Genomic DNA, 18,639 nt, shown 5'->3' on the forward strand with positions numbered 1-18,639 from the left:
TACAACATCACATCATAGACGTGGTGATTAATGAACCTATGTTTACCCCAGGAGATGGAATGATGAACATACCAAATAACATGAGGATGGATGATGCGCAGTGGCAACAGTTGATCAGGCAGGTTGCGGAGTATTTTAATAACCTGACGATCATGCGCGGATTCCAATATTATAAACAGAAACGTGTCGGACCATTAACCTATTCAGAACAACAAGGAATTTCGGCCGTTGTACAAGGATCGGAAGAGTACGAGGTCACACTAAGCATGCAGTCCCTAACTACAAGTCATTGTACCTGCCCGGTGAGTTCCGTATGCAAACATATGACTGCTGTATTGATGAGTTATGCCGAGCAACTGGAGCGACCTGTGCATGCGATTGTGAATGCACACTCCAGTACTGCGCTCAAACAAACGACTAAACCCGTCGGTGCCATGTCCTCAGGACTATCCAGCTATACAGATGCCGATGAACAGCAGGATTTGGACATTCCGGACAACCAATACAGCCAGATCAAGGAACGTGCAACAGAGCTTGCTGATCTCGAAATCTCGGAATGGCATGAGCTATTCCACTCCTGTCTGAGACGGCTGGGTACAGGCACACCAAGCACATCCTACGTGCAGGAAGCAACGGACGAGTTATATGCCATTAAACCAAGGCTGACCGCTGCGATGGACCAACTTTTTGAACTACATGTGCAGCTGCACCTCATACGATTCTGCATACCGCCGGCTCGTAACTCAATTACGCATACCCCCGTGTACTTGAGCTACCCTGCCCAGCTCGCGGTGGATGCACTTCTGAAAGACATTGAACGGATCTTTAACCATCCACTAGACCTGTCGGGTCTAAAGGTAAACAAGCTTGAACAACTTTGGAACAGACTGTCTGAAACCTCAGCTTATTTACGTAAACAGATGATGCCTGAGACAGCCAGCATGATGTTCTTCACTCCGATCTATCGACAACTGTGGTTGAACTGGATCGTACCTGAGCTGCAAGGGTCGCGGGACATGTTAGTGTCGGAACAGGCCATCTTAGATGATATAGAACGCAATATAACCGCCGCTTCGCCACCTTCCCAGTCAGGTGGGAGTGTCTTGGGTAGCGCTCAGAGTAATGAAAGTAGTATTGATAGACCAAGCAAAGCAGTGACACTGCCTTTACCACTGGTACTCGCGCAGAGCTGGATGTACTTCCATGTAGGGCAAGATGATCAGGCATGGCAGCGACTCATCCATGGAAGCTCGGCCTACGGTTTCCCGCCAGAACATCTGTTGCATTTTCTCCATGTACTCGCAGATTGGGCTGAATGGAAAAGGCTCGGGGATTGGTTGGTACAACTTGGCCCCCTTCTGGCGAATCGGCGTAATACACCTTTGAATGATTACATGCATCTGTGGGACACGGCCATTCAACATCTGCCCGATACAGAGAACCGTATGTGGGACACGCTTGTCAGCATGCTCCCCCACTCCCGCCCAGCCTATGAGGATGCCATGCATTCGCGTGGGCAGTGGCGCAGGTGGATTGATTTTCAGCTAAGTACAGGGACGGAGCCTCTCGAATTCCGCGTAGCGGTGCTGCAACCGATTGAAAAAGAGGCACCTGAACTGCTGCTCCCCTTCTATCATCAGGCGGTGGAGCGTTATATCGGACATAAGAACAGGGACGGATACAAGGCCGCGGTGAAGCTGTTGAAACGCCTGTCCAAAATCTATAAAAAGTTGAAGCAAGAAGTGCACTGGGAGCAGTTCATCACCACACTCGCCGTTCGTAACAGTCGGCTGCGTGCCCTGCAGGAAGAGCTTCGGAAAGGTAAACTGATCTCATGAGCTTAATTCATCCATACACTGAAACGATTGAGGTTCACGTCGCTTTAACCGGATATGGCGATGCTTTGTTTTACGGAGCACTCAACACACACCACTTTGTACCGGGACAGTCGCTTAAGCAGCGATTGTTCGCTTGGCATGCACCTTCCTTCTACGGTACCGAACTGGAAGTTCGGCAGATTGAGGAGATTGAGCTGGTTGTTCTGCCTGCGGAAGAAGTGATTCCCTTCTTTGCCGAAATGCATACCCTGCTTCATATTGAATGGAAGTGGGACGAGCAAGCGGAATATCTGATTCGACTAGCTCCCGCGCTCGCAGCATCTATCGAAAAACGCAAATACGTACCTAGCTTCGAGGCCTACCGTACAGGACAGCTTCAGTGGACCTGGGACCCGGATAGCTTGAAAAAGCAGGAGCGGGCATCGCTTACCAAGGCGATTCAACAGACCGACGAGAGTTATGCCGAAGGACTTGGGGCGGCCTACTCCGCCTTTGTGTTCCAGCGCTGGTACAGTTCGGAGGAAGCGGCAACCGATCTGCGACGTGAATTCCCGCAGTTGTTCCCAGAGCGCGGCACTCTACCCAAGACAGCCGGGATGGATGCTCAGTCCTGGCTCGTATCCATTGGCTGGAAAGCAGATGCCGCACCATTCAGACCCATGCTGCAATTGCAGGAACCGGACGAGGATGAGCCATCTTGGCGGCTGCGACTGGTATTGCAGAATAAGCTGGATGCCGCTGTATTGGTGCCCGTCATGCTGGATTCACGGGGCCGGCTTGAAGGCGAATGGCCAGAGGTATGGACTCCGTTCATTCTGGATCGCTCCGCCGGATGGCTGGATCAACTGCGTGCACATTTGCCGCGTCTCGGAAGCTCCATTAGCGGCAGGCGGGATGTGCTGAGTGACCCTTTGGGAGATCAGGAAGCCTGGCAGTTCCTGACGCAGGATAGCGGCAGGTTACTCGCAGCGGGCTGGCAAGTTCTGCTGCCTGGTTGGTGGGAAGCAGCCCGTAAGAAGAAGCCAAAGCTGCGTGCTAAGGTGCAGCCGGAGGAAGGCAGTGAGCGGGGACAGTCGTTCTTTGGACTGGACTCGATTATTCATTTTGACTGGCGAATTGCGATTGGTGACACGGATCTCAGCGAAGATGAATTCGCCGATCTTGTGGCCCGTAATGAACGATTGGTTCGCTTCCGTGGAGAATGGGTTCCACTTGACCCCGACCTGCTGGAACAGATACGTCGTGCCATGGGCGGTGTAGATCGGGAACAGGGACTCTCATTCCAGGATATTCTGCACTTGCATCTGCTGCATAATGAGCAAAGGGAATATCGCAACCAGAAATGGAAGGAAGGACAACAGACCGAGGAAGAGCAGCAACCACAGGATGATCAGAACATTAGGCTGGAAGTAGAGCTGAATGAGCACCTGAACCGGGTTATTGCACAACTCGGGGGCGGACAAGGCGGCGCGCCTTCCCTGCCCATTCCGACAGGGCTTCATGCCGAGCTGCGATCCTATCAGAAGGAAGGTTTTGCATGGCTTGGTTTCCTGCGCAGATTCGGCCTTGGGGCATGTCTTGCCGATGATATGGGTCTCGGGAAAACCATTCAGTTCATCACGTATCTGTTACACATCAAGGATCATGAACCACGTAAGCCGGGACAAGCCCCGGTACTTCTGATCTGCCCAACTTCCGTACTGGGCAACTGGCAAAAGGAAATTAGCCGCTTTGCACCCTCTATTCATGTCAGTCTGCATTATGGCGCACGCCGATTAAGTGGAGAAGAATTCCGGGAGCAGACCGAGCAGGTGGATATTATTATCACGTCCTTTGCTACGGCTACACTGGATCAGGAGATGTTACAAACCTATACGTGGTCATGCATCTGTCTCGATGAAGCACAGAATATCAAAAACGCCCAGACCAAACAGTCGCTGGCTGTCCGCAGCTTCCCTGCGAAACACCGCATTGCCATGACAGGTACGCCGATCGAGAATCGGTTGTCCGAGCTGTGGTCGATCTATGACTTTATCAATCCAGGATATCTGGGCAACGCCCGGGCATTCCAGACTCGCTTCATCAGTGCCATTGAGAAAGACAAGGACGAGCAACGGATGCAGGATCTGCAGCAATTGGTGAAACCATTCATGCTACGCCGTAAGAAAAAAGATCCCAATATCCAGCTCGATCTGCCGGACAAAAACGAGATGAAAACCTATATTCACCTTACGGGCGAACAAAGTGCATTGTATGACCAATCCGTGCAGGCCCTGATGGATAAAATGAAAGAGCTGGAAGGCATTAAGCGCAAAGGTGCCATTCTATCGGCGTTAACCCAGCTTAAACAGTTGTGTGATCACCCTCTGCTGCTGACAAAAGAAGCTTTGCCGGAGGAACTTCCCGAAGACGGCGCACTGACATCTGCTTATGACGTGTACAGCCCGCAGGATATGGCGATGCTGATCAGCCGCTCCGCAAAGCTGGAACGACTGATGGAGCTTGTCCGGGAATTAAGGGACGAGGGCGAGCGATGCCTTATTTTCACCCAATATATCGGTATGGGACAGATGCTGCAGCAGGTACTGCGTCAGGAGTTGCAAGAGCCTGTGCTTTACCTGCACGGAGGCACATCCAAGACAGCAAGGGATCGTATGATTGAGGAATTCCAATCCCGTACATTGCCTGAGGATAAGCAACCATCCGTCTTTATTCTGTCCATCAAGGCTGGCGGTGTGGGATTGAATCTGACCGCAGCCAATCATGTCTTCCACTTTGACCGCTGGTGGAACCCGGCTGTTGAGAATCAAGCTACCGACCGTGCTTATCGGATGGGTCAGACCAAGGATGTTCAGGTGCATAAGTTCATCTCTCTTGGCACATTGGAGGAGCGAATCGACGAGATGTTGGAGAGCAAACAGCAGCTCAGCGATAACATCATCACAAGCTCCGAGAACTGGATTACCGAATTGTCGACGGATGAGTTGAAGGATCTGTTCACTCGGCGTCGTGACTGGTCGGGCTAACTTGAATTGAAGAGAAATACAAAAGAGCGAAGTTTCGGAATTAAAATTCCGGCTCCGCTCTTTTTGTATTGTTGCAGTTAATCATCCGTTCTTAACGCATGTTACCGATGATGGATGATCTTGATTCCTGCATTTTTTTGATAAAGTTTGTCATTACATCAAATGCTTCATTACGCTTGTTGGACATGGACTGCAGACGAAGCATGTCCATCTGCTGGGAATTGCTCGCAGCATCAATTTGGCCTTTCAGCTTCTGAACAGCTGCTTCATCTCCGTTTTGCTGGGCTACCTGCAATTGAGAGTTCAACTCCGCGATCAGCTGATTGCGGTTCTGTACCTCTTGAATTTGCGTTTGCAGTTGAGCATCCAACAATTTGGTGCGTTCACTCTGAACCATCATCAAAGCCGTTTCGATATCCATACTGCTGATGTTGATAGGTGTTACGCTAGAGATGTTAGAGATTGGGCTTGCTGAGGCTGAAGAGACGATGGAGACTGCAGCGACAGCAGCAACTGCTGTTGAAGCGAAAAATTTACCTGAACGTTTCATTTGTGTTCCTCCGAGTCCCTATGTAATATGTACCAGTTTTATGTTGGCATCTTCCGCCATTCTAAATCAAAAGAACTAGTTGTTCAATCAAATTAACATCAAATTTGAAATAATTTTGATAGCCCTTACACATGCCTACCTCCGCTTACAAATTGAGTAAATTAAAAAGAACATTATAAGTAAACGTGCATTCTTAAGGGCATATTTACTAATACTAGATTGTTCTTTACTCCTACGCTTGAAAGTAACAATGGAGATCGAAGATACGTTCATGATTTTACTTTAGAACATGGTTATGTTATGTTTAATAAAAAATTTTACACAATTTAATTTTGTAATATTTAATATAAATGAATGTTATACACTTTACGGGAGGTTTTTATATGAAAAAGATACTGGTTGTTCTAACAAATGTAGATAAATACGCAACGAAGGACGAACCTACCGGCTTGTGGCTGAGCGAAGCAACTCACTTTATTGAAGAGTTTGACCATAATGACAATGTTCAGATCGATCTGGTTAGCCCTAAAGGTGGTAACGTACCTCTTGATCCGAAAAGTCTCGGCGATTCTCTGGATGAGAGCACCAAAGCCTATTTCGAGAACGAAACGTTCATGAACCAATTGAAAAATACGTTGAAACCCAGCGAAGTGAATGCAAGCGATTATGATGCGATCTATTTCACAGGGGGTCACGGTACAATGTGGGATTTCCCGGACAATGCCGAACTTCAAGAGCTTTCTCGTGAAATCTATGAAAAAGGCGGCGTTGTATCCGGCGTGTGCCACGGGGTTACAGCTCTGTTGAACGTGAAGCTGTCCAATGGTCTGCTCTTAATCAACGACAAAACCGTTTCCGGCTTCACGAATGAAGAAGAAACATTGGCTCAACAAACCGAGTATGTTCCTTTCCTGTTGGAAGATGCTTTGAGAGAACGTGCTGCACAATACGATAAAGCGGCTGCCTTCAGCTCCTATGTCACAACAGATGGCCGTGTGGTCACAGGACAGAATCCGCAATCCAGCAAAGCTGTAGCTGAAAGTGTTAAACAATTGCTTGGTCTGTAAAATATAGATGTACAAAGCAAAACAGCACGTGATCCGTCATAATCTGACAGAACACGGGCTGTTTTTTCTAGTGATTTGTTGATGCAGAAGCTTCCGTCGCTGTTCCTCCGGCCAGACGCTTCACGATATAAGGTACGGTCACCGACGTCAGGATCACGGCAAACGCAATCTGAGCGATAGCTGTGTCCACATAAGGCGCATACGCTGGATTGAACCCGGCAGCCATCGATGGTACCACCATGGACAATCCAGCAACCGAACATGTCGCAGCCGCTGCGTAACCGGGCCGTCTTAATATCGTGCGATCGATTCCAATGAGCGGCAGCATGCAGATCAGTAAAAATAACACCGTGACCAATAAACCGGATAAACTAGACTGAAATGCAATACGCAGATCAATGTTGGACCCGAAACTGGTACCTAGAAAAGGAAGCAGAATCAGTGTTCCCGGAGCGAACATCTTCTGTATGTTACTATCCAGATTACCAAGAAGTATGCCGATGAAAAAAGGTACTAGCGTAGCAAGTACACTGAGATAATCAATACCAACACCGCTAGCCGAATTCAATATCATAACCGGAATAACCGGTACGGCGATCAGATTCAGAATGCCAAACGCAGCACGATCCACATCATCTCCATATGTGTTCATCAGGGCCAGATATAATCCCGGATTACAACTGGTCAGAACGGCAATGAAGGCTACCGCAGAAACTCCCCCGACCCCACTTATGCCAAAAAAATGTACAAACGCCCATCCGAACAGGCAGCTGATGAGGATACGTGAAATACAGAGCACCCCTGCTCTCTTCAAAGTCACCAGAAGCTGTGACAAGTTAAGCTGTATTCCAGATATCAGTAAAATCATACCGATCAGCACCATGGTACCTTTCGATGTGAACAGCGCTGTTGTTGGATCTCCGATCTGAAAAAAAGATGGAAACATCGTGTTGATAACCGCGGCGGCCAGCATAGGAACGATCAGCAAGCCGCCTGGGATTTTTTTGATACGACCCAGAATGTTCATGGTTCGTTACAGTTCTGCTCCGTTGGTGCGGATCACATTCTGATACCAGAAGAACGAATCCTTCCGATATCTTTTCAGCGTACCATTGCCATAGTCATCCTGATCCACGTAGATAAACCCGTACCGTTTGCTCATCTCGGAAGTCCCTGAACTGATCATGTCGATTGGCCCCCACATCGTGTACCCCAACACCTCGACCCCATCAGCAATGGCGAGTCCCATCTGTTCGATATGTTTGCTCAGGAAATCAATCCGGTAGGGATCGTTGATCGTTCCGTCCTCATTCAGCTTGTCGTAGAAGCCTGAGCTGTTCTCCAGAATGAAGACAGGTTTTTGATACCGATCATAGACGAGATTAAGCGTATAACGCAGGCCAATCGGATCAATCTGCCAACCCCACTCGTTAGCGGGCAGATGCGGGTTTTTATATACACTGTGTACATTGCCTGCCGTTAGTTCGAGCTGCTCCGTATCACTGCTGGAAATCATCGAGTTGTAATATGACATCCCCACGAAATCAGCCGTATGTGCGCGAATGCTATCCAGATCTCCATCCTCGATGTTCAACTGGATCTCCTTGTTTTTGAAATACGTTTTACTATAGTAAGGGTACTCGCCTTTATTAAGCACATCGAGATAAAATTGATTCTTCATCTGATCATCCTGCTGCATCTGAAGTGCATCCTCCGGCTTGCATGTGTACGGGTACGTTGTAAAATAAGCGACCATACTTCCGATCTGGTTATTCGGATCAATCTCATGGGCCATCTTGGTTGCTCTGGACGCAGCTACAAATTGGTGATGCAACCCCTGAAACAGCATCTCCTCATAATTCGGAGCATCATAATCAATGATTCCCAGCGTTTTGGCCGATGCTTTCACGCTCATGTTGATCTCGTTGAACGTCACCCAATATTTCACTTTGCCCTTGTAGCGATTGAACAACACATCACAATAGTTCACATACAGATCAATTAGCTTGCGGTTATACCATCCTCCGAACTTGTCCATCAGCACAATTGGCGTGTCAAAGTGACTGATGGTGATCAGGGGCTCCATACCTTGTTTAAGACATTCATCAATAACTTGATCATAGAACTCTAATGCCTTTTCATTAGGAGCGGCATCGTCGCCACCTGGAAATACTCTAGCCCATGAAATGGAATAACGGAATACTTTGAAGCCCATCTCGGCAAACAAGGCGATATCCTCACGGAAGTTATGATAAAAATCGATCCCCCGGCGCTTCGGATATTTCACGGTATCCGGGTCATTCCTCGCCTCTTCAATCATCTCCCAATTCACCCTGATCTGCTTGGTCACTTTACGGTCGTTCTTCTCGTTAAATTTCATCACTTCTGGAATGGTCAGACTCTTGCCGTCCACATTATAAGCTCCCTCGGCCTGACAGGCAGACAGTGCACCGCCCCATAAAAAATCTTTTGGAAAATTGGAATTTTTCATTTTAGTTTCCTCCTGTTATTACGTGTTATTTAAATGGTCTTATTTAAGGTTTCAGGGGATTAGCTTGATCAACGCTTCACTCTCCCGGATCGGGCCGCTGGTCGCTGTAGTCAGTACGTCCCCATACTGTTGCATGTTGGTAACAACAATAGATGTAATGGTGTTATAACCTGCTGTCGTAATACCTTCTGGATCAAACTCCACCAATAAATCGCCAGCCTTGATTGTCTGTCCCTGTTCGATATGGGCGGTAAAATATTTGCCTTTGAGGCTGACGGTATCCACCCCGATATGAATGAGGATCTCGACACCATTAGCCGCCTTCAATCCGATAGCATGTTTGGTACGATAGAGCGCCTCGACTACTCCGTCAAAGGGAGCATATACCTTGCCATCTGTTGGAAGAATCGCAATGCCTTTACCCATCAACTCTTGAGCAAATGCCTGATCGTCCACTTCAGAGATCGGTTTGATCTCCCCTGTCATTGGACTAACGATAAGCATGTCAGAAGAAGTGGATGTCTGTGATGATACGGACGCCGGAGTCACCTCTGTGGCAACGACTGTTTGATTGCTATTTACTTTATTCGTAGCTTGCTGCTTCGATTTACTTCCATCTGTATCTTCCTTGATGCCCGCCAACAGCGTGAACACAAAGCCGAGTACAACTGCGGCAATACAACCAATAACGACATACATGTAACGATCAGAGGTATACGTGCCAATTGCCAATACACCTGGAAGTGAAATGGCATTCGCTGTGGTATGCACCAAGCTGTAGAATCCACCGACTAATCCGCCTGCCAGACAACCTGCGAAAAATGGACGTTTGTATTTCAGCGTTACACCATAGATCGCCGGCTCGGTAATCCCGAACAAAGCGGTGAATCCACTTGAAGCAGCCGCTGATTTCATCGTTTTACTCTTCGTCAGTACAAACACACCGAAGGCTGCTCCAGCCTGAGCCAAATTCGCTGCCAGTGCCGTTGGTAACAGCACGGTTGCACCCAGTGTAGCCACTTGTTGAACCTGAATAGGCATGATGGCATAGTGCATACCGAACATGACCATAATCGGTTTGAAAAATCCAAGAATCGCACCAGCAAGAACACCTGCGGTTGAGAACAAAGAGTTAATGCCATTGGTCAACCAGTCACCGATATATGACCCTACTGGACCAAGCACGATTAATTCCAGTGGAATCATAATGAACAAAACAATCATTGGAGTAAGCAGGACCTGTAGAAACTTGGGAATCACTCGATTGACGATTGGATACACATAACTCATAATCCACACCGCCAGAATGATTGGAATGACGGAAGAAGAATATTTCATCAACAGAATCGGCATGCCGAGAAAATCAATACTGTTTACACCCGTCTCAGCAATCTGAGCCGCAGCGTTCAAAATGGTTGGATGCATTAATCCCGCAGCAAGAGCTACCGCCAAGTAGGGATTGGTTTTGAAACGGTTTGCTGCACTAACAGCCAGGAAGAATGGCATGAAGTAGAAAATGCAGTCCCCGATCATATTAATGATCGTCAGGAAACCGGAGCCTTCCAGGTAACCCATTGCAGTTATAACAGTGGCCAAACACTTGATCATACCGCAACCAACAAGTGCTGGCAGAACAGGCGTGAATATACCTGCGATGGTCTCAAGCACGACATTGATGGGGTTACGTCTCTTTTTCGGTCCACTGTCTGTAGACTCCGTAAGCTCGCCAATCTTGTCAGAAGTTAGATTCTTCACTTCACTGTATACCGCGTCTACTTTGGCACCGATAACAACCTGAACCTGTCCACCGGAATTTTGTGCCTTGAGCACGCCTTCAAGCTGATCCAACGCTTTGAGATCTGCTTTGTTATCATCCTTCAATACGAATCTCAAACGGGTTGCACAGTGTGTCAGACCCGATATATTTTGCTCGCCGCCAACGAGATCAAGTACGTTTTTAGCCAAGTCTTTGTTGTTCATGACCCTTCTCCTCTACATGAATAAAATGGATATATAAAAAATGACCAAGCCGGGGAATCGTCATTCCCTACGCTTGGTCATGCCTGATCGAATCAGTAACAGTCCAATATGGATTATTCGGTTAGTTCCTTCACTGGTTCATTCCGTTGGTTCATTTGAGATCAATCGTTGAATATGCAAGATCAAATATAATTTTTCATCATCCGAACAGGTCCAGCCATAATTATTTTTCAGGAAATCAGCAATCTTCTCCACACAAGCGAGTTCTTTCGGAAACTTCTCCTTCACCATCAGGAAAAGCGATTCATTCTCATCTTTGAGCGACTTACCGCTCATCTGCCTCAGAATGAAATACCGGATATGTGTGGCAAAGCGCATGAAATGAATGGAATCCTCCTGGAAATCAATTTTGAGCGCATATTTGATCACGGATAGGATCTCGCCCGTAACTGTGGTTACCTTGGTGGTATCCGTCATCTCACCAGAGCCCACCTGTGCATTAACAAAATGTAATGCGATCAGTGTTGTTTCGGCTGTTGGCAAAGCGATATCCGTTTTTTCCTGAATCAGCTTCAGCGCAGCCTCCCCCACCCGGGTCTCGTCCGGATAGAGTGTCCGCACTTCCCATTCCAGCGGATTTTTGATACGGATACCTTCTCTGGTTCGGGTTAATGCAAAACTGATATGGTCGGACAGGGTGAGAAGCAGATTCGGGTTAAATGTTTTATTCAGGATCTGACTGCCCAGCTTGATGACTTCCTCCGCGAGATAAATATCCTCAATCGGAATACTGTTCAGCAGGTCATACATACGGATGTTCTTTGGTGCTACAAATATTTTCTCCACCAAGTCCGTCTCCGTCAGCTCATAGGGCGTTTTCAGAAATCCTACACCCTTGCCTACGACAAAAACCTCTTCGTTATGTTCATTAATAGCGATGGCTACGTTATTGTTTACTTTCTTGATAACCTTCAATGTTCTCACCCCCCAACAAAAATAAAAAAAGACCGAAAGCGATTACAGTAAAGCAATCGAATTCGGTCATGCCTGGTTTCCCCAGTAACAGTCCGTGTTATGAATATAAGTTTATTATAGTGCTGTTTTAGAAAAAGTCAATCATCCAATCTTAGGGAAAAATCATCCAATCTTATCATTGAAGGGAACGCAGAGACCTGATACGTCATATATAACAACGCCCTTTTTTAAAACTACAAAAAGAAAATGTGACCATATGCCCTACCCGCCAGTCTAATTCATATAAAAACCAGCCATGTGCTGGCTTAATCCCTCCAATACGAAAGGAGCTGTTATCCATGGGTTCAACCGATCTCGTTAACCAGGCCATCCAAGGAGATCGTGAAGCCTTTATCCGGCTTATTCGAGACATTGAAAACTCTTTGTACAATACGGCAAAATCCATGCTGCGAAAAGAGGAGGACGTGGCCGATGCCATTCAGGAGACAATCCTGAACGCATACAAATCGGTGCATACACTCCGGGAACCCCGGTATTTCAAAACCTGGCTGTTTCGCATCCTCATCAATGAATGCAACACGATGCTGTCCCGCCGCTCTCTCTCCACCGCTTTTGCGGAGGTACCTTCAGAAAAGCGGGAGCATTCCAGTCCCTATGATGAGGTCGATATGCGAGAAGCGGTAGACCGTCTGGAGGAATCGAAACGAATTGTAGTCGTTTTGCATTATTTTGAAGACCTGTCTCTCCGTCAAGTCGCCGATGCCCTCAATATTTCCGAAAGTGCAGTGAAAATGAGACTTACTCGGGCAAGGCAGGAGTTATATCAGAAATTCAAAAATTTTCGGGAGGTAAACTTACATGTCAAACCCGTTTAATATCGATCAGGAATTAAAGAACCAAGCGAAGGAGCGTCCTCTGATGTCTGAACTTGTGCGTAACCGGATTGATGCCACACTGGATTCTCTGCCGGCGTCCCCAAACACATTGAAAACCGAACAAACTTTGCGCTCCAGTCGCCGGAACAAGCGATGGCACAAGGCTGCAGCTGCGACGATCGCAGCCGGAGTATTGGGCGTGACCGTATTTGCATCCGGCTTTGTATCACCGGCCATGGCCGCCTCCTTGCGCAACATCCCACTCGTGGGCAGCCTCTTCAGCTCGATAGAAGCCGATATGGGTCTGCGAACGGCGGGCAACGAAGGCTTGACTACCCCTGTTAACAGCAAGGTCGCTTACCAGGATGTGAAGCTGGAAGTGCTTGAAGCGGTATATGATGGTACCCGTGCTGCGTTTCTGGTTCATTTCACTGCGCCTAATCTGAATCAAGGCGAATATGACAATGGCAAGGACATCGTGAAACTGAGCAGCGGAATTGAGAATGTCTTTTTCAAAGTCGATGGGTCCCTTTCGAATAGTGGACTGTTCTATAGTTCGGTAGGAGAAACGCAGCCAAATACACTGCTCTTTGAGCAGGTCATTTCCTCCGATCAGGGAACGGCACATTGGCCGGATCAGTTCGACGCTCAAGTTCAATTGACGTTGCAGGGCATCGATCATGAGTTCGAGCTGACGGTTCCATTTGCCAAATCAACAGAAAACATTCATCAGGTTCTGCCCAACACAGCCATGACCAACGATCTGTATACTGCCGCTGTTACGGAAGCTGTGGTTACCCCTGTCACTACTCGTCTAACTACTGTTATCAGTTTGAACGATAAGAGTACTCTTACGGCAAAAGAGCAGGAACAGCTGAGTCACATCGGATTTGCCGTCTATGATGATCAAGGGCGGCAACTGACCTCACTTAGCGGCGAGGGCATCTATGAGGGAAACCAAATAACATCCGAACGCATGTATGCTACGACTTCCAAAGATGTGAAATACCTGATAGTGAAACCTTTCGAGATCAAGGATGACTTCGCTGAAGAGGTTAAAGATACACAATTCATCAAGGGAATGGAAATGAAGATTCAGCTTCAATAGCCTGATCTCATTTCCTTGTGAAGGAGCCATCCCATGTCCATCCAATATTCAATCTCATCTCCCATCGTACTTGGTCCATTAATCGTTCTGATCCTGCTCGCCCTGTTGCTCCATGTCAGGGTGAGCAAAACCAGGTATACGGTAAGACATTATGTGTCGATGCTCGCATTTGCCATATATATGTTGGGCGTTATGCACTTTGTATTTTTCCCTATCGACGTGAACATCGGAATCTATGCCAATCAGACCCCATGGTATCAGAGCATTCAATGGATTCCGCTTCTGACTGCAGATGCACCAAGCTTTCTCCTCAACATTGTGTTGTTTATGCCACTGGGGTTCATGCTTCCTTTCATAAAGCCTTGGATTCATTCGATGCAAACAGCAGCATTAGCGGGATTGGCTTTAAGTATCCTTATTGAAATAACACAGTTGCTGCTCCGAGTAACCTTGGGCAACGGTCGCAGTACCGATCTGAACGATATAATAGCCAATACAACGGGAAGTGTACTTGGTATTGTCATCCTGAATCTGTTTACAAAAAGTTCCATCGGACAGCGCCTCATGACGCTGTGGGAGTCACCACAGGGAGTATCATCCAAAGATATACAGTAAAATGAATATGAGCATGCATAACGCCCCTTGAAGGCAAAACATGGTCCATACACCAAGATGAAAAAAGTCGCCTGCTATGGTACAATGAAAGAATTGTGTATTCAGAGACAGACATGTGGATAAAGGCCATGAACGAAGGATTTCTGATGCGCTTTTATCCATTCATCATGCTGCCATTTTAGGGAGGCTTATGGAACAACCATGCTCATTATTGGTATCGCCGGAGGAACCGGCTCCGGTAAAACGACGGTAGCTCGCTCCGTCATAGACCGTCTGGGATCAGCTAAAGTTACGTTTATATCCCAAGACAATTATTACAAAGACCAGTCGCAGCTCACACCTGAGCAACGCCGACTCACCAATTACGATCACCCGTTTGCATTCGATAATGATCTGTTGATTGAGCATCTCACCCTGTTGAAAAAAGGCCAAGCGGCGTATGCTCCCGTATATGACTTCACCATAGATAACCGTGCTGCCAATGAGACGGTTGAACTGGCACCGAACCATATTGTCATTGTAGAAGGATTGCATGTGCTGATTGATGAACATCTTCGCAGTCTGATGGACATCAAAGTATTTGTTGATACTGATTCCGATGTTCGGATTCTACGGAGAGTCCTGCGGGATATTGAAGAGCGCGGACGCACGATCCAATCCGTGTACAAACAATACCTCGAAACGGTAAAACCAATGCACGATGCTTTTATCGAGCCATCCAAAAAGTATGCTGATATCATTATTCCAGAAGGCGGACATAATGAAGTAGGTATTCAGATGTTATCCATCCTCACTGAGAAATACCTCACCGGGGAAAATTGGAACGGCGCTTAATTTGCTGCAATGCAACACAACAGAAATCCAGGTTACGATACAGCGTAATCTGGATTTTTTGTTGATTTTTCATTTATAATAGTCCCCAATAGTTGAAAGGAGATCTACCCCTATGGCTACTTTAGAAGAGTTCATGCAGCATGACATCCGGGTTGGTACCGTGGTGGAAGCCGAACCCTTCCCCAAGGCTCGCATACCCGCTATTAAAATGACGATTGACTTCGGACCACTTGGTCTTAAGCGCTCCAGTGCTCAGATTACTCAGCGATACACGCCTGACATGATCATTGGCAAACAGGTCGTTGCTGTAGTTAATTTCCCACCTCGGCGGATTGCCGGTTTTGTCTCTGAAGTACTTGTGCTTGGCGGCGTGCCTGGTGAAGGCGATGTTGTCTTGCTCTCACCGGATAGCCCATTACCTAATGGAACACCGATAGCCTGACTTTATTTTGAGTAAAAAGAATATGGGCTTTTCAAATGTTTGGAAATCGAGTATTCTTGATTTATTGATTATTGAATTGACTATTGATGGAACTACATATGTTGGAGACCTTAAAGCATAAGGCTATGAATCTGCGGATTTGTGGCCTTTTTTTGTGTTTTTTGGAGACGGGTCCTCGCGGCAAGAAGTGGATCTGTACTACCATCGAGGCCAGGAACGCCTAATCCGTATCGGATCGGCTCAGGATCTGGAGAAACGCTCTGTTGTCCTTAACTCACGTCTTCGAAATGTACCCGGTACAGAGTTAGGCGATACAGCGCGTTATCAGTATACTTATGAACTGACAGCGGAAGAACGCAGCCAGCGTACGTTGGCAGAACATATGGTTCGCCTAGTCGATCAGACATCTCATCAAAAAACATGGGTAGGTCGTTATGACTGGATGATCCTGTCCGCTCCGATTCGGACACTCATTGGACCTAAAACGGACATTCCTTCCGGGGTCAACGTGGACCGGGCCAATGCAGCAATCCAGCGTTGGTACGGGGAGTACAGCTTGCCGGCCGATGTATATGCCGTACCAAAAGGTACGGATCTTGAACCCCTCGCCCGACAAAATCAGCTGGATGAGAAATCGAATGTTTTTCTGAAAAATGGTTATATCGTGGTCAACTTCAACATGGAGAGCCTGCGAAATGGAAATACAGAAGCACCCCATTTGCAATACATTCATGCACCGCTGATGAATCAATGGCAGATGGAAGGTTCCAACAAAACGCCAACAGACAGTCACGGCAGAACCTGGCCTCTGAAGGATGGCGATATTGTCTTTTACCATGCTGATCAGTCCAACCGGAACGACTTCCAATCCCAAGTACCACAATAGTTTGAATCTCTCATGTCAGTACGACTGGCTAAGCAGATGTAGCCAACCACATATGGGCAGAAGAGTCTATATGCGGAGTACCTCTCCAAAATAAGACTGACTGTCCTTATAGTGATAATCACCCAATGAAGCAATCAATAATTGTATGATGAAATAGCCATGAAGTGCCAGACTAAGTACTATACAGCCTGCGCAAAACTATGGTGTACTGAATGACATAGGTGCACTGAACCACATACAATAAAGCTTTCACAAGCTATTGCTGTATTGCTGTATCAAGTTCCAACTACACACAACATACCTGTTATACAACAAAAGGGTTATCCTGAAAGTCATCTATGGACTTCTGGGGTAACCCTTCTTGCATCATTCTCTTTTTATAACCTTACTTAGACTATAACGAAAACCCGCACATCAGTATTATCCTGACAGACTTTCTCCAGGAGACGGGTAGGTTAGCAGGAACGTGATGCCGAACAATACGACTACTAGTTGTAATAATCGTTTAACGATATATCTGCTCAAGTGCTCTAACGTCCTTCCCCACAACTGTATGTATGTGCCATGATGTTCTTCGTCCACAGCTCCGCTGAAAACTTATAAATTCTATCAAAAAAGGCGTCCCTCTCCGTGTTTCTGGATGAGGATGCCTTAGATAAACAGATTTTCAGAAAAAATCATGCTCTCTAAACACCTTCCTATCTCCCGTAAGGTACTACTGTGTTTGTTAAATCTGGCAGGTCTCCTGGCTCCAGAATCATCGTCACTTGCAGCTCCTTCCCGGTCTAAACCAGTGGATTATCGCTACCTGACTCCTCTGTTACAGTGGCGGGACCGCGCCGGTATTACACCGGACTTCCCTATTAAGCTTCCACCCTGACGGGCAAAGCACCAAGTTCCACATATTCAATTACATACCTCTAACCGCCAATTCTCGAACCCTTTGGAGATACGCCCATCACACGCTTAAACATCTTGGAAAACAATAATGGGTCCGTATAACCAACAGAATGGGCCACTTCACTGACCGACAGCCCTGGATTCTGAAGAAGGTCGGCAGCCCTATTCATACGGTACTCCAGAAAAAAGGACTGTAGCGACATGCCATATCGCTCTTTGAACAATCCTGATAGATACGTGCGATCCAGCCCCACAGCTTGGGCAATATCCAGAATGGAAGTTCGCTGACTGTACCTGTTCTCCATAAACTGCACCGCCTGCCGGATGTACGTTTCTTTGTTCGAAAGGAGCTGCCCGATCTCTTCCTCCACAGGTGAAGAAGAGATTAGTTCTGCCATCAAGCGGTACAAGAGACTCTGGTTCAACACATCGCCTTCCGGTCGCGTGGAAGCTTGGACCATCTCCGTATACAACTGTTCCATCGTAATCGTATCATGGGCATCATATATCGGGCGCTCCGGGCTCAGTTGGGCACGTTGCATGAATGCTTTGGCTTGTACCCCTTTAAAGCCGAACCACGAATACGTCCAGGGCTCCTTCGAATCTGCCTCATAATGAATAAGCGTGTCCGGGAAAATGATAAAACCCTGTCCCTCGCTAAGCTTGTACTCCTGATCCCCCATGTACACGGTGCCCCGTCCTTCATGAATGTAGTGCACAATGTAAGAATCACGTACACCCGGTCCCCAATAATGCGCAGGGTCACATGCCTCCCACCCAAAAAACAACAACATCAGCTCCATCTGTGTCCAGCCTGCGGGAACCACATTCATCTCTATTTTTCTCATTTTATGCCCTCCCTCCTTGTTTCCTCCCGAAGGCTCACCATCTGTATGTCTAATTAAATTATAACAGCTAAAGTACAACATTATTAGTTGAAAACGGCAACAAAAATGGGATTATGCCATGTTTGAAAGGGGTTGAGCCATAGTTATATATGCCGAATCGGCCTATAGTTGGGGTACAACATTTTTCAGGGAGGCTGAACTTAA

15 protein-coding genes and 1 riboswitch are annotated in these 18,639 nt (G+C 47.1%); of the genes, 9 read left to right on the plus strand and 6 right to left on the minus strand.

Annotated features, from left to right (window positions below):
• Positions 1–80 precede the first annotated feature (80 nt).
• A complete protein-coding gene (locus QF049_RS22110; RefSeq protein ID WP_307540614.1) occupies positions 81–1,838 on the plus strand; it encodes an SWIM zinc finger family protein in 1,758 nt (585 codons plus the stop codon).
• 5 nt (positions 1,839–1,843) lie between these two features.
• Complete coding sequence (locus QF049_RS22115) at positions 1,844–4,864, plus strand: DEAD/DEAH box helicase (protein WP_307543379.1); 3,021 nt, start codon at positions 1,844–1,846, stop codon at positions 4,862–4,864.
• 91 nt (positions 4,865–4,955) lie between these two features.
• On the opposite strand, the gene QF049_RS22120 is transcribed toward QF049_RS22115, so the two are convergent.
• On the minus strand, positions 4,956–5,414 hold the full coding sequence (locus QF049_RS22120) for a hypothetical protein (RefSeq protein WP_307540616.1): 459 nt from the start codon (positions 5,412–5,414) through the stop codon (positions 4,956–4,958).
• A gap of 383 nt (positions 5,415–5,797) precedes the next feature.
• Here QF049_RS22120 and QF049_RS22125 point away from each other — a divergent pair, with 383 nt between their 5' ends.
• Positions 5,798–6,481 (plus strand): type 1 glutamine amidotransferase domain-containing protein, encoded by a 684-nt coding sequence (locus QF049_RS22125; RefSeq protein WP_076329657.1) that lies wholly within the window; start codon positions 5,798–5,800, stop codon positions 6,479–6,481.
• A 67-nt stretch (positions 6,482–6,548) separates the two neighbouring features.
• Here QF049_RS22125 and QF049_RS22130 read toward each other — a convergent pair whose 3' ends face one another.
• From QF049_RS22130 to QF049_RS22145, 4 genes are all read right to left on the minus strand, one after another.
• Positions 6,549–7,508, minus strand: coding sequence for a 2-keto-3-deoxygluconate permease (locus QF049_RS22130; protein ID WP_307540618.1), 960 nt, complete (start codon positions 7,506–7,508; stop codon positions 6,549–6,551).
• A gap of 6 nt (positions 7,509–7,514) precedes the next feature.
• Entirely contained in the window at positions 7,515–8,972 is a 1,458-nt protein-coding gene (locus QF049_RS22135; RefSeq protein ID WP_307540620.1) for a glycoside hydrolase family 1 protein, read from the minus strand.
• A gap of 51 nt (positions 8,973–9,023) precedes the next feature.
• Positions 9,024–10,952: a beta-glucoside-specific PTS transporter subunit IIABC gene (locus QF049_RS22140; protein WP_307540622.1), complete on the minus strand. Its 1,929-nt coding sequence runs from the start codon at positions 10,950–10,952 to the stop codon at positions 9,024–9,026.
• A 138-nt stretch (positions 10,953–11,090) separates the two neighbouring features.
• Positions 11,091–11,927: a PRD domain-containing protein gene (locus tag QF049_RS22145; protein WP_036616378.1), complete on the minus strand. Its 837-nt coding sequence runs from the start codon at positions 11,925–11,927 to the stop codon at positions 11,091–11,093.
• A 338-nt stretch (positions 11,928–12,265) separates the two neighbouring features.
• Between QF049_RS22145 and QF049_RS22150 the strand changes: the two genes are divergently transcribed.
• From QF049_RS22150 to QF049_RS22175, 6 genes are all read left to right on the plus strand, one after another.
• Positions 12,266–12,802, plus strand: coding sequence for a sigma-70 family RNA polymerase sigma factor (locus QF049_RS22150; protein WP_307540626.1), 537 nt, complete (start codon positions 12,266–12,268; stop codon positions 12,800–12,802).
• Positions 12,786–13,910, plus strand: coding sequence for a DUF4179 domain-containing protein (locus QF049_RS22155; protein ID WP_307540628.1), 1,125 nt, complete (start codon positions 12,786–12,788; stop codon positions 13,908–13,910). The genes QF049_RS22150 and QF049_RS22155 overlap by 17 nt, the downstream gene beginning before the upstream one ends.
• A gap of 33 nt (positions 13,911–13,943) precedes the next feature.
• Entirely contained in the window at positions 13,944–14,525 is a 582-nt protein-coding gene (locus QF049_RS22160; RefSeq protein ID WP_307540630.1) for a VanZ family protein, read from the plus strand.
• Positions 14,526–14,726: 201 nt separating this feature from the next.
• Complete coding sequence (gene udk / locus QF049_RS22165; protein WP_036616377.1) at positions 14,727–15,359, plus strand: uridine kinase; 633 nt, start codon at positions 14,727–14,729, stop codon at positions 15,357–15,359.
• Positions 15,360–15,471: 112 nt separating this feature from the next.
• Positions 15,472–15,801 (plus strand): chaperone CsaA, encoded by a 330-nt coding sequence (gene csaA, locus QF049_RS22170; protein ID WP_307540633.1) that lies wholly within the window; start codon positions 15,472–15,474, stop codon positions 15,799–15,801.
• 154 nt (positions 15,802–15,955) lie between these two features.
• Positions 15,956–16,687, plus strand: coding sequence for a hypothetical protein (locus QF049_RS22175; RefSeq protein WP_373428285.1), 732 nt, complete (start codon positions 15,956–15,958; stop codon positions 16,685–16,687).
• Positions 16,688–17,405: 718 nt separating this feature from the next.
• A riboswitch (cobalamin riboswitch) is annotated at positions 17,406–17,598 on the minus strand.
• Between the two features lie 9 nt (positions 17,599–17,607).
• On the opposite strand, the gene QF049_RS22180 is transcribed toward QF049_RS22175, so the two are convergent.
• Positions 17,608–18,435, minus strand: a complete 828-nt coding sequence (locus QF049_RS22180; protein ID WP_307540635.1) for an AraC family transcriptional regulator — start codon at positions 18,433–18,435, stop codon at positions 17,608–17,610.
• Positions 18,436–18,639: the final 204 nt, after the last annotated feature.

Origin of the sequence: Paenibacillus sp. W4I10 (genome assembly GCF_030816325.1) — a bacterium.
GTDB lineage: Bacteria > Bacillota > Bacilli > Paenibacillales > Paenibacillaceae > Paenibacillus > Paenibacillus amylolyticus_B.

Excerpts from the sequence above, each read along its gene's own strand:
- QF049_RS22110 (WP_307540614.1), top strand. The coding sequence starts at position 81 with ATGAGGATGGATGATGCGCAGTGGCAACAGTTGATCAGGCAGGTTGCG.
- QF049_RS22120 (WP_307540616.1), bottom strand. The coding sequence starts at position 5,414 with ATGAAACGTTCAGGTAAATTTTTCGCTTCAACAGCAGTTGCTGCTGTC.
- QF049_RS22125 (WP_076329657.1), top strand. The coding sequence starts at position 5,798 with ATGAAAAAGATACTGGTTGTTCTAACAAATGTAGATAAATACGCAACG.
- QF049_RS22130 (WP_307540618.1), bottom strand. The coding sequence starts at position 7,508 with ATGAACATTCTGGGTCGTATCAAAAAAATCCCAGGCGGCTTGCTGATC.
- QF049_RS22135 (WP_307540620.1), bottom strand. The coding sequence starts at position 8,972 with ATGAAAAATTCCAATTTTCCAAAAGATTTTTTATGGGGCGGTGCACTG.
- QF049_RS22140 (WP_307540622.1), bottom strand. The coding sequence starts at position 10,952 with ATGAACAACAAAGACTTGGCTAAAAACGTACTTGATCTCGTTGGCGGC.
- QF049_RS22150 (WP_307540626.1), top strand. The coding sequence starts at position 12,266 with ATGGGTTCAACCGATCTCGTTAACCAGGCCATCCAAGGAGATCGTGAA.
- QF049_RS22155 (WP_307540628.1), top strand. The coding sequence starts at position 12,786 with ATGTCAAACCCGTTTAATATCGATCAGGAATTAAAGAACCAAGCGAAG.
- QF049_RS22160 (WP_307540630.1), top strand. The coding sequence starts at position 13,944 with ATGTCCATCCAATATTCAATCTCATCTCCCATCGTACTTGGTCCATTA.
- udk (WP_036616377.1), top strand. The coding sequence starts at position 14,727 with ATGCTCATTATTGGTATCGCCGGAGGAACCGGCTCCGGTAAAACGACG.
- csaA (WP_307540633.1), top strand. The coding sequence starts at position 15,472 with ATGGCTACTTTAGAAGAGTTCATGCAGCATGACATCCGGGTTGGTACC.
- QF049_RS22180 (WP_307540635.1), bottom strand. The coding sequence starts at position 18,435 with ATGAGAAAAATAGAGATGAATGTGGTTCCCGCAGGCTGGACACAGATG.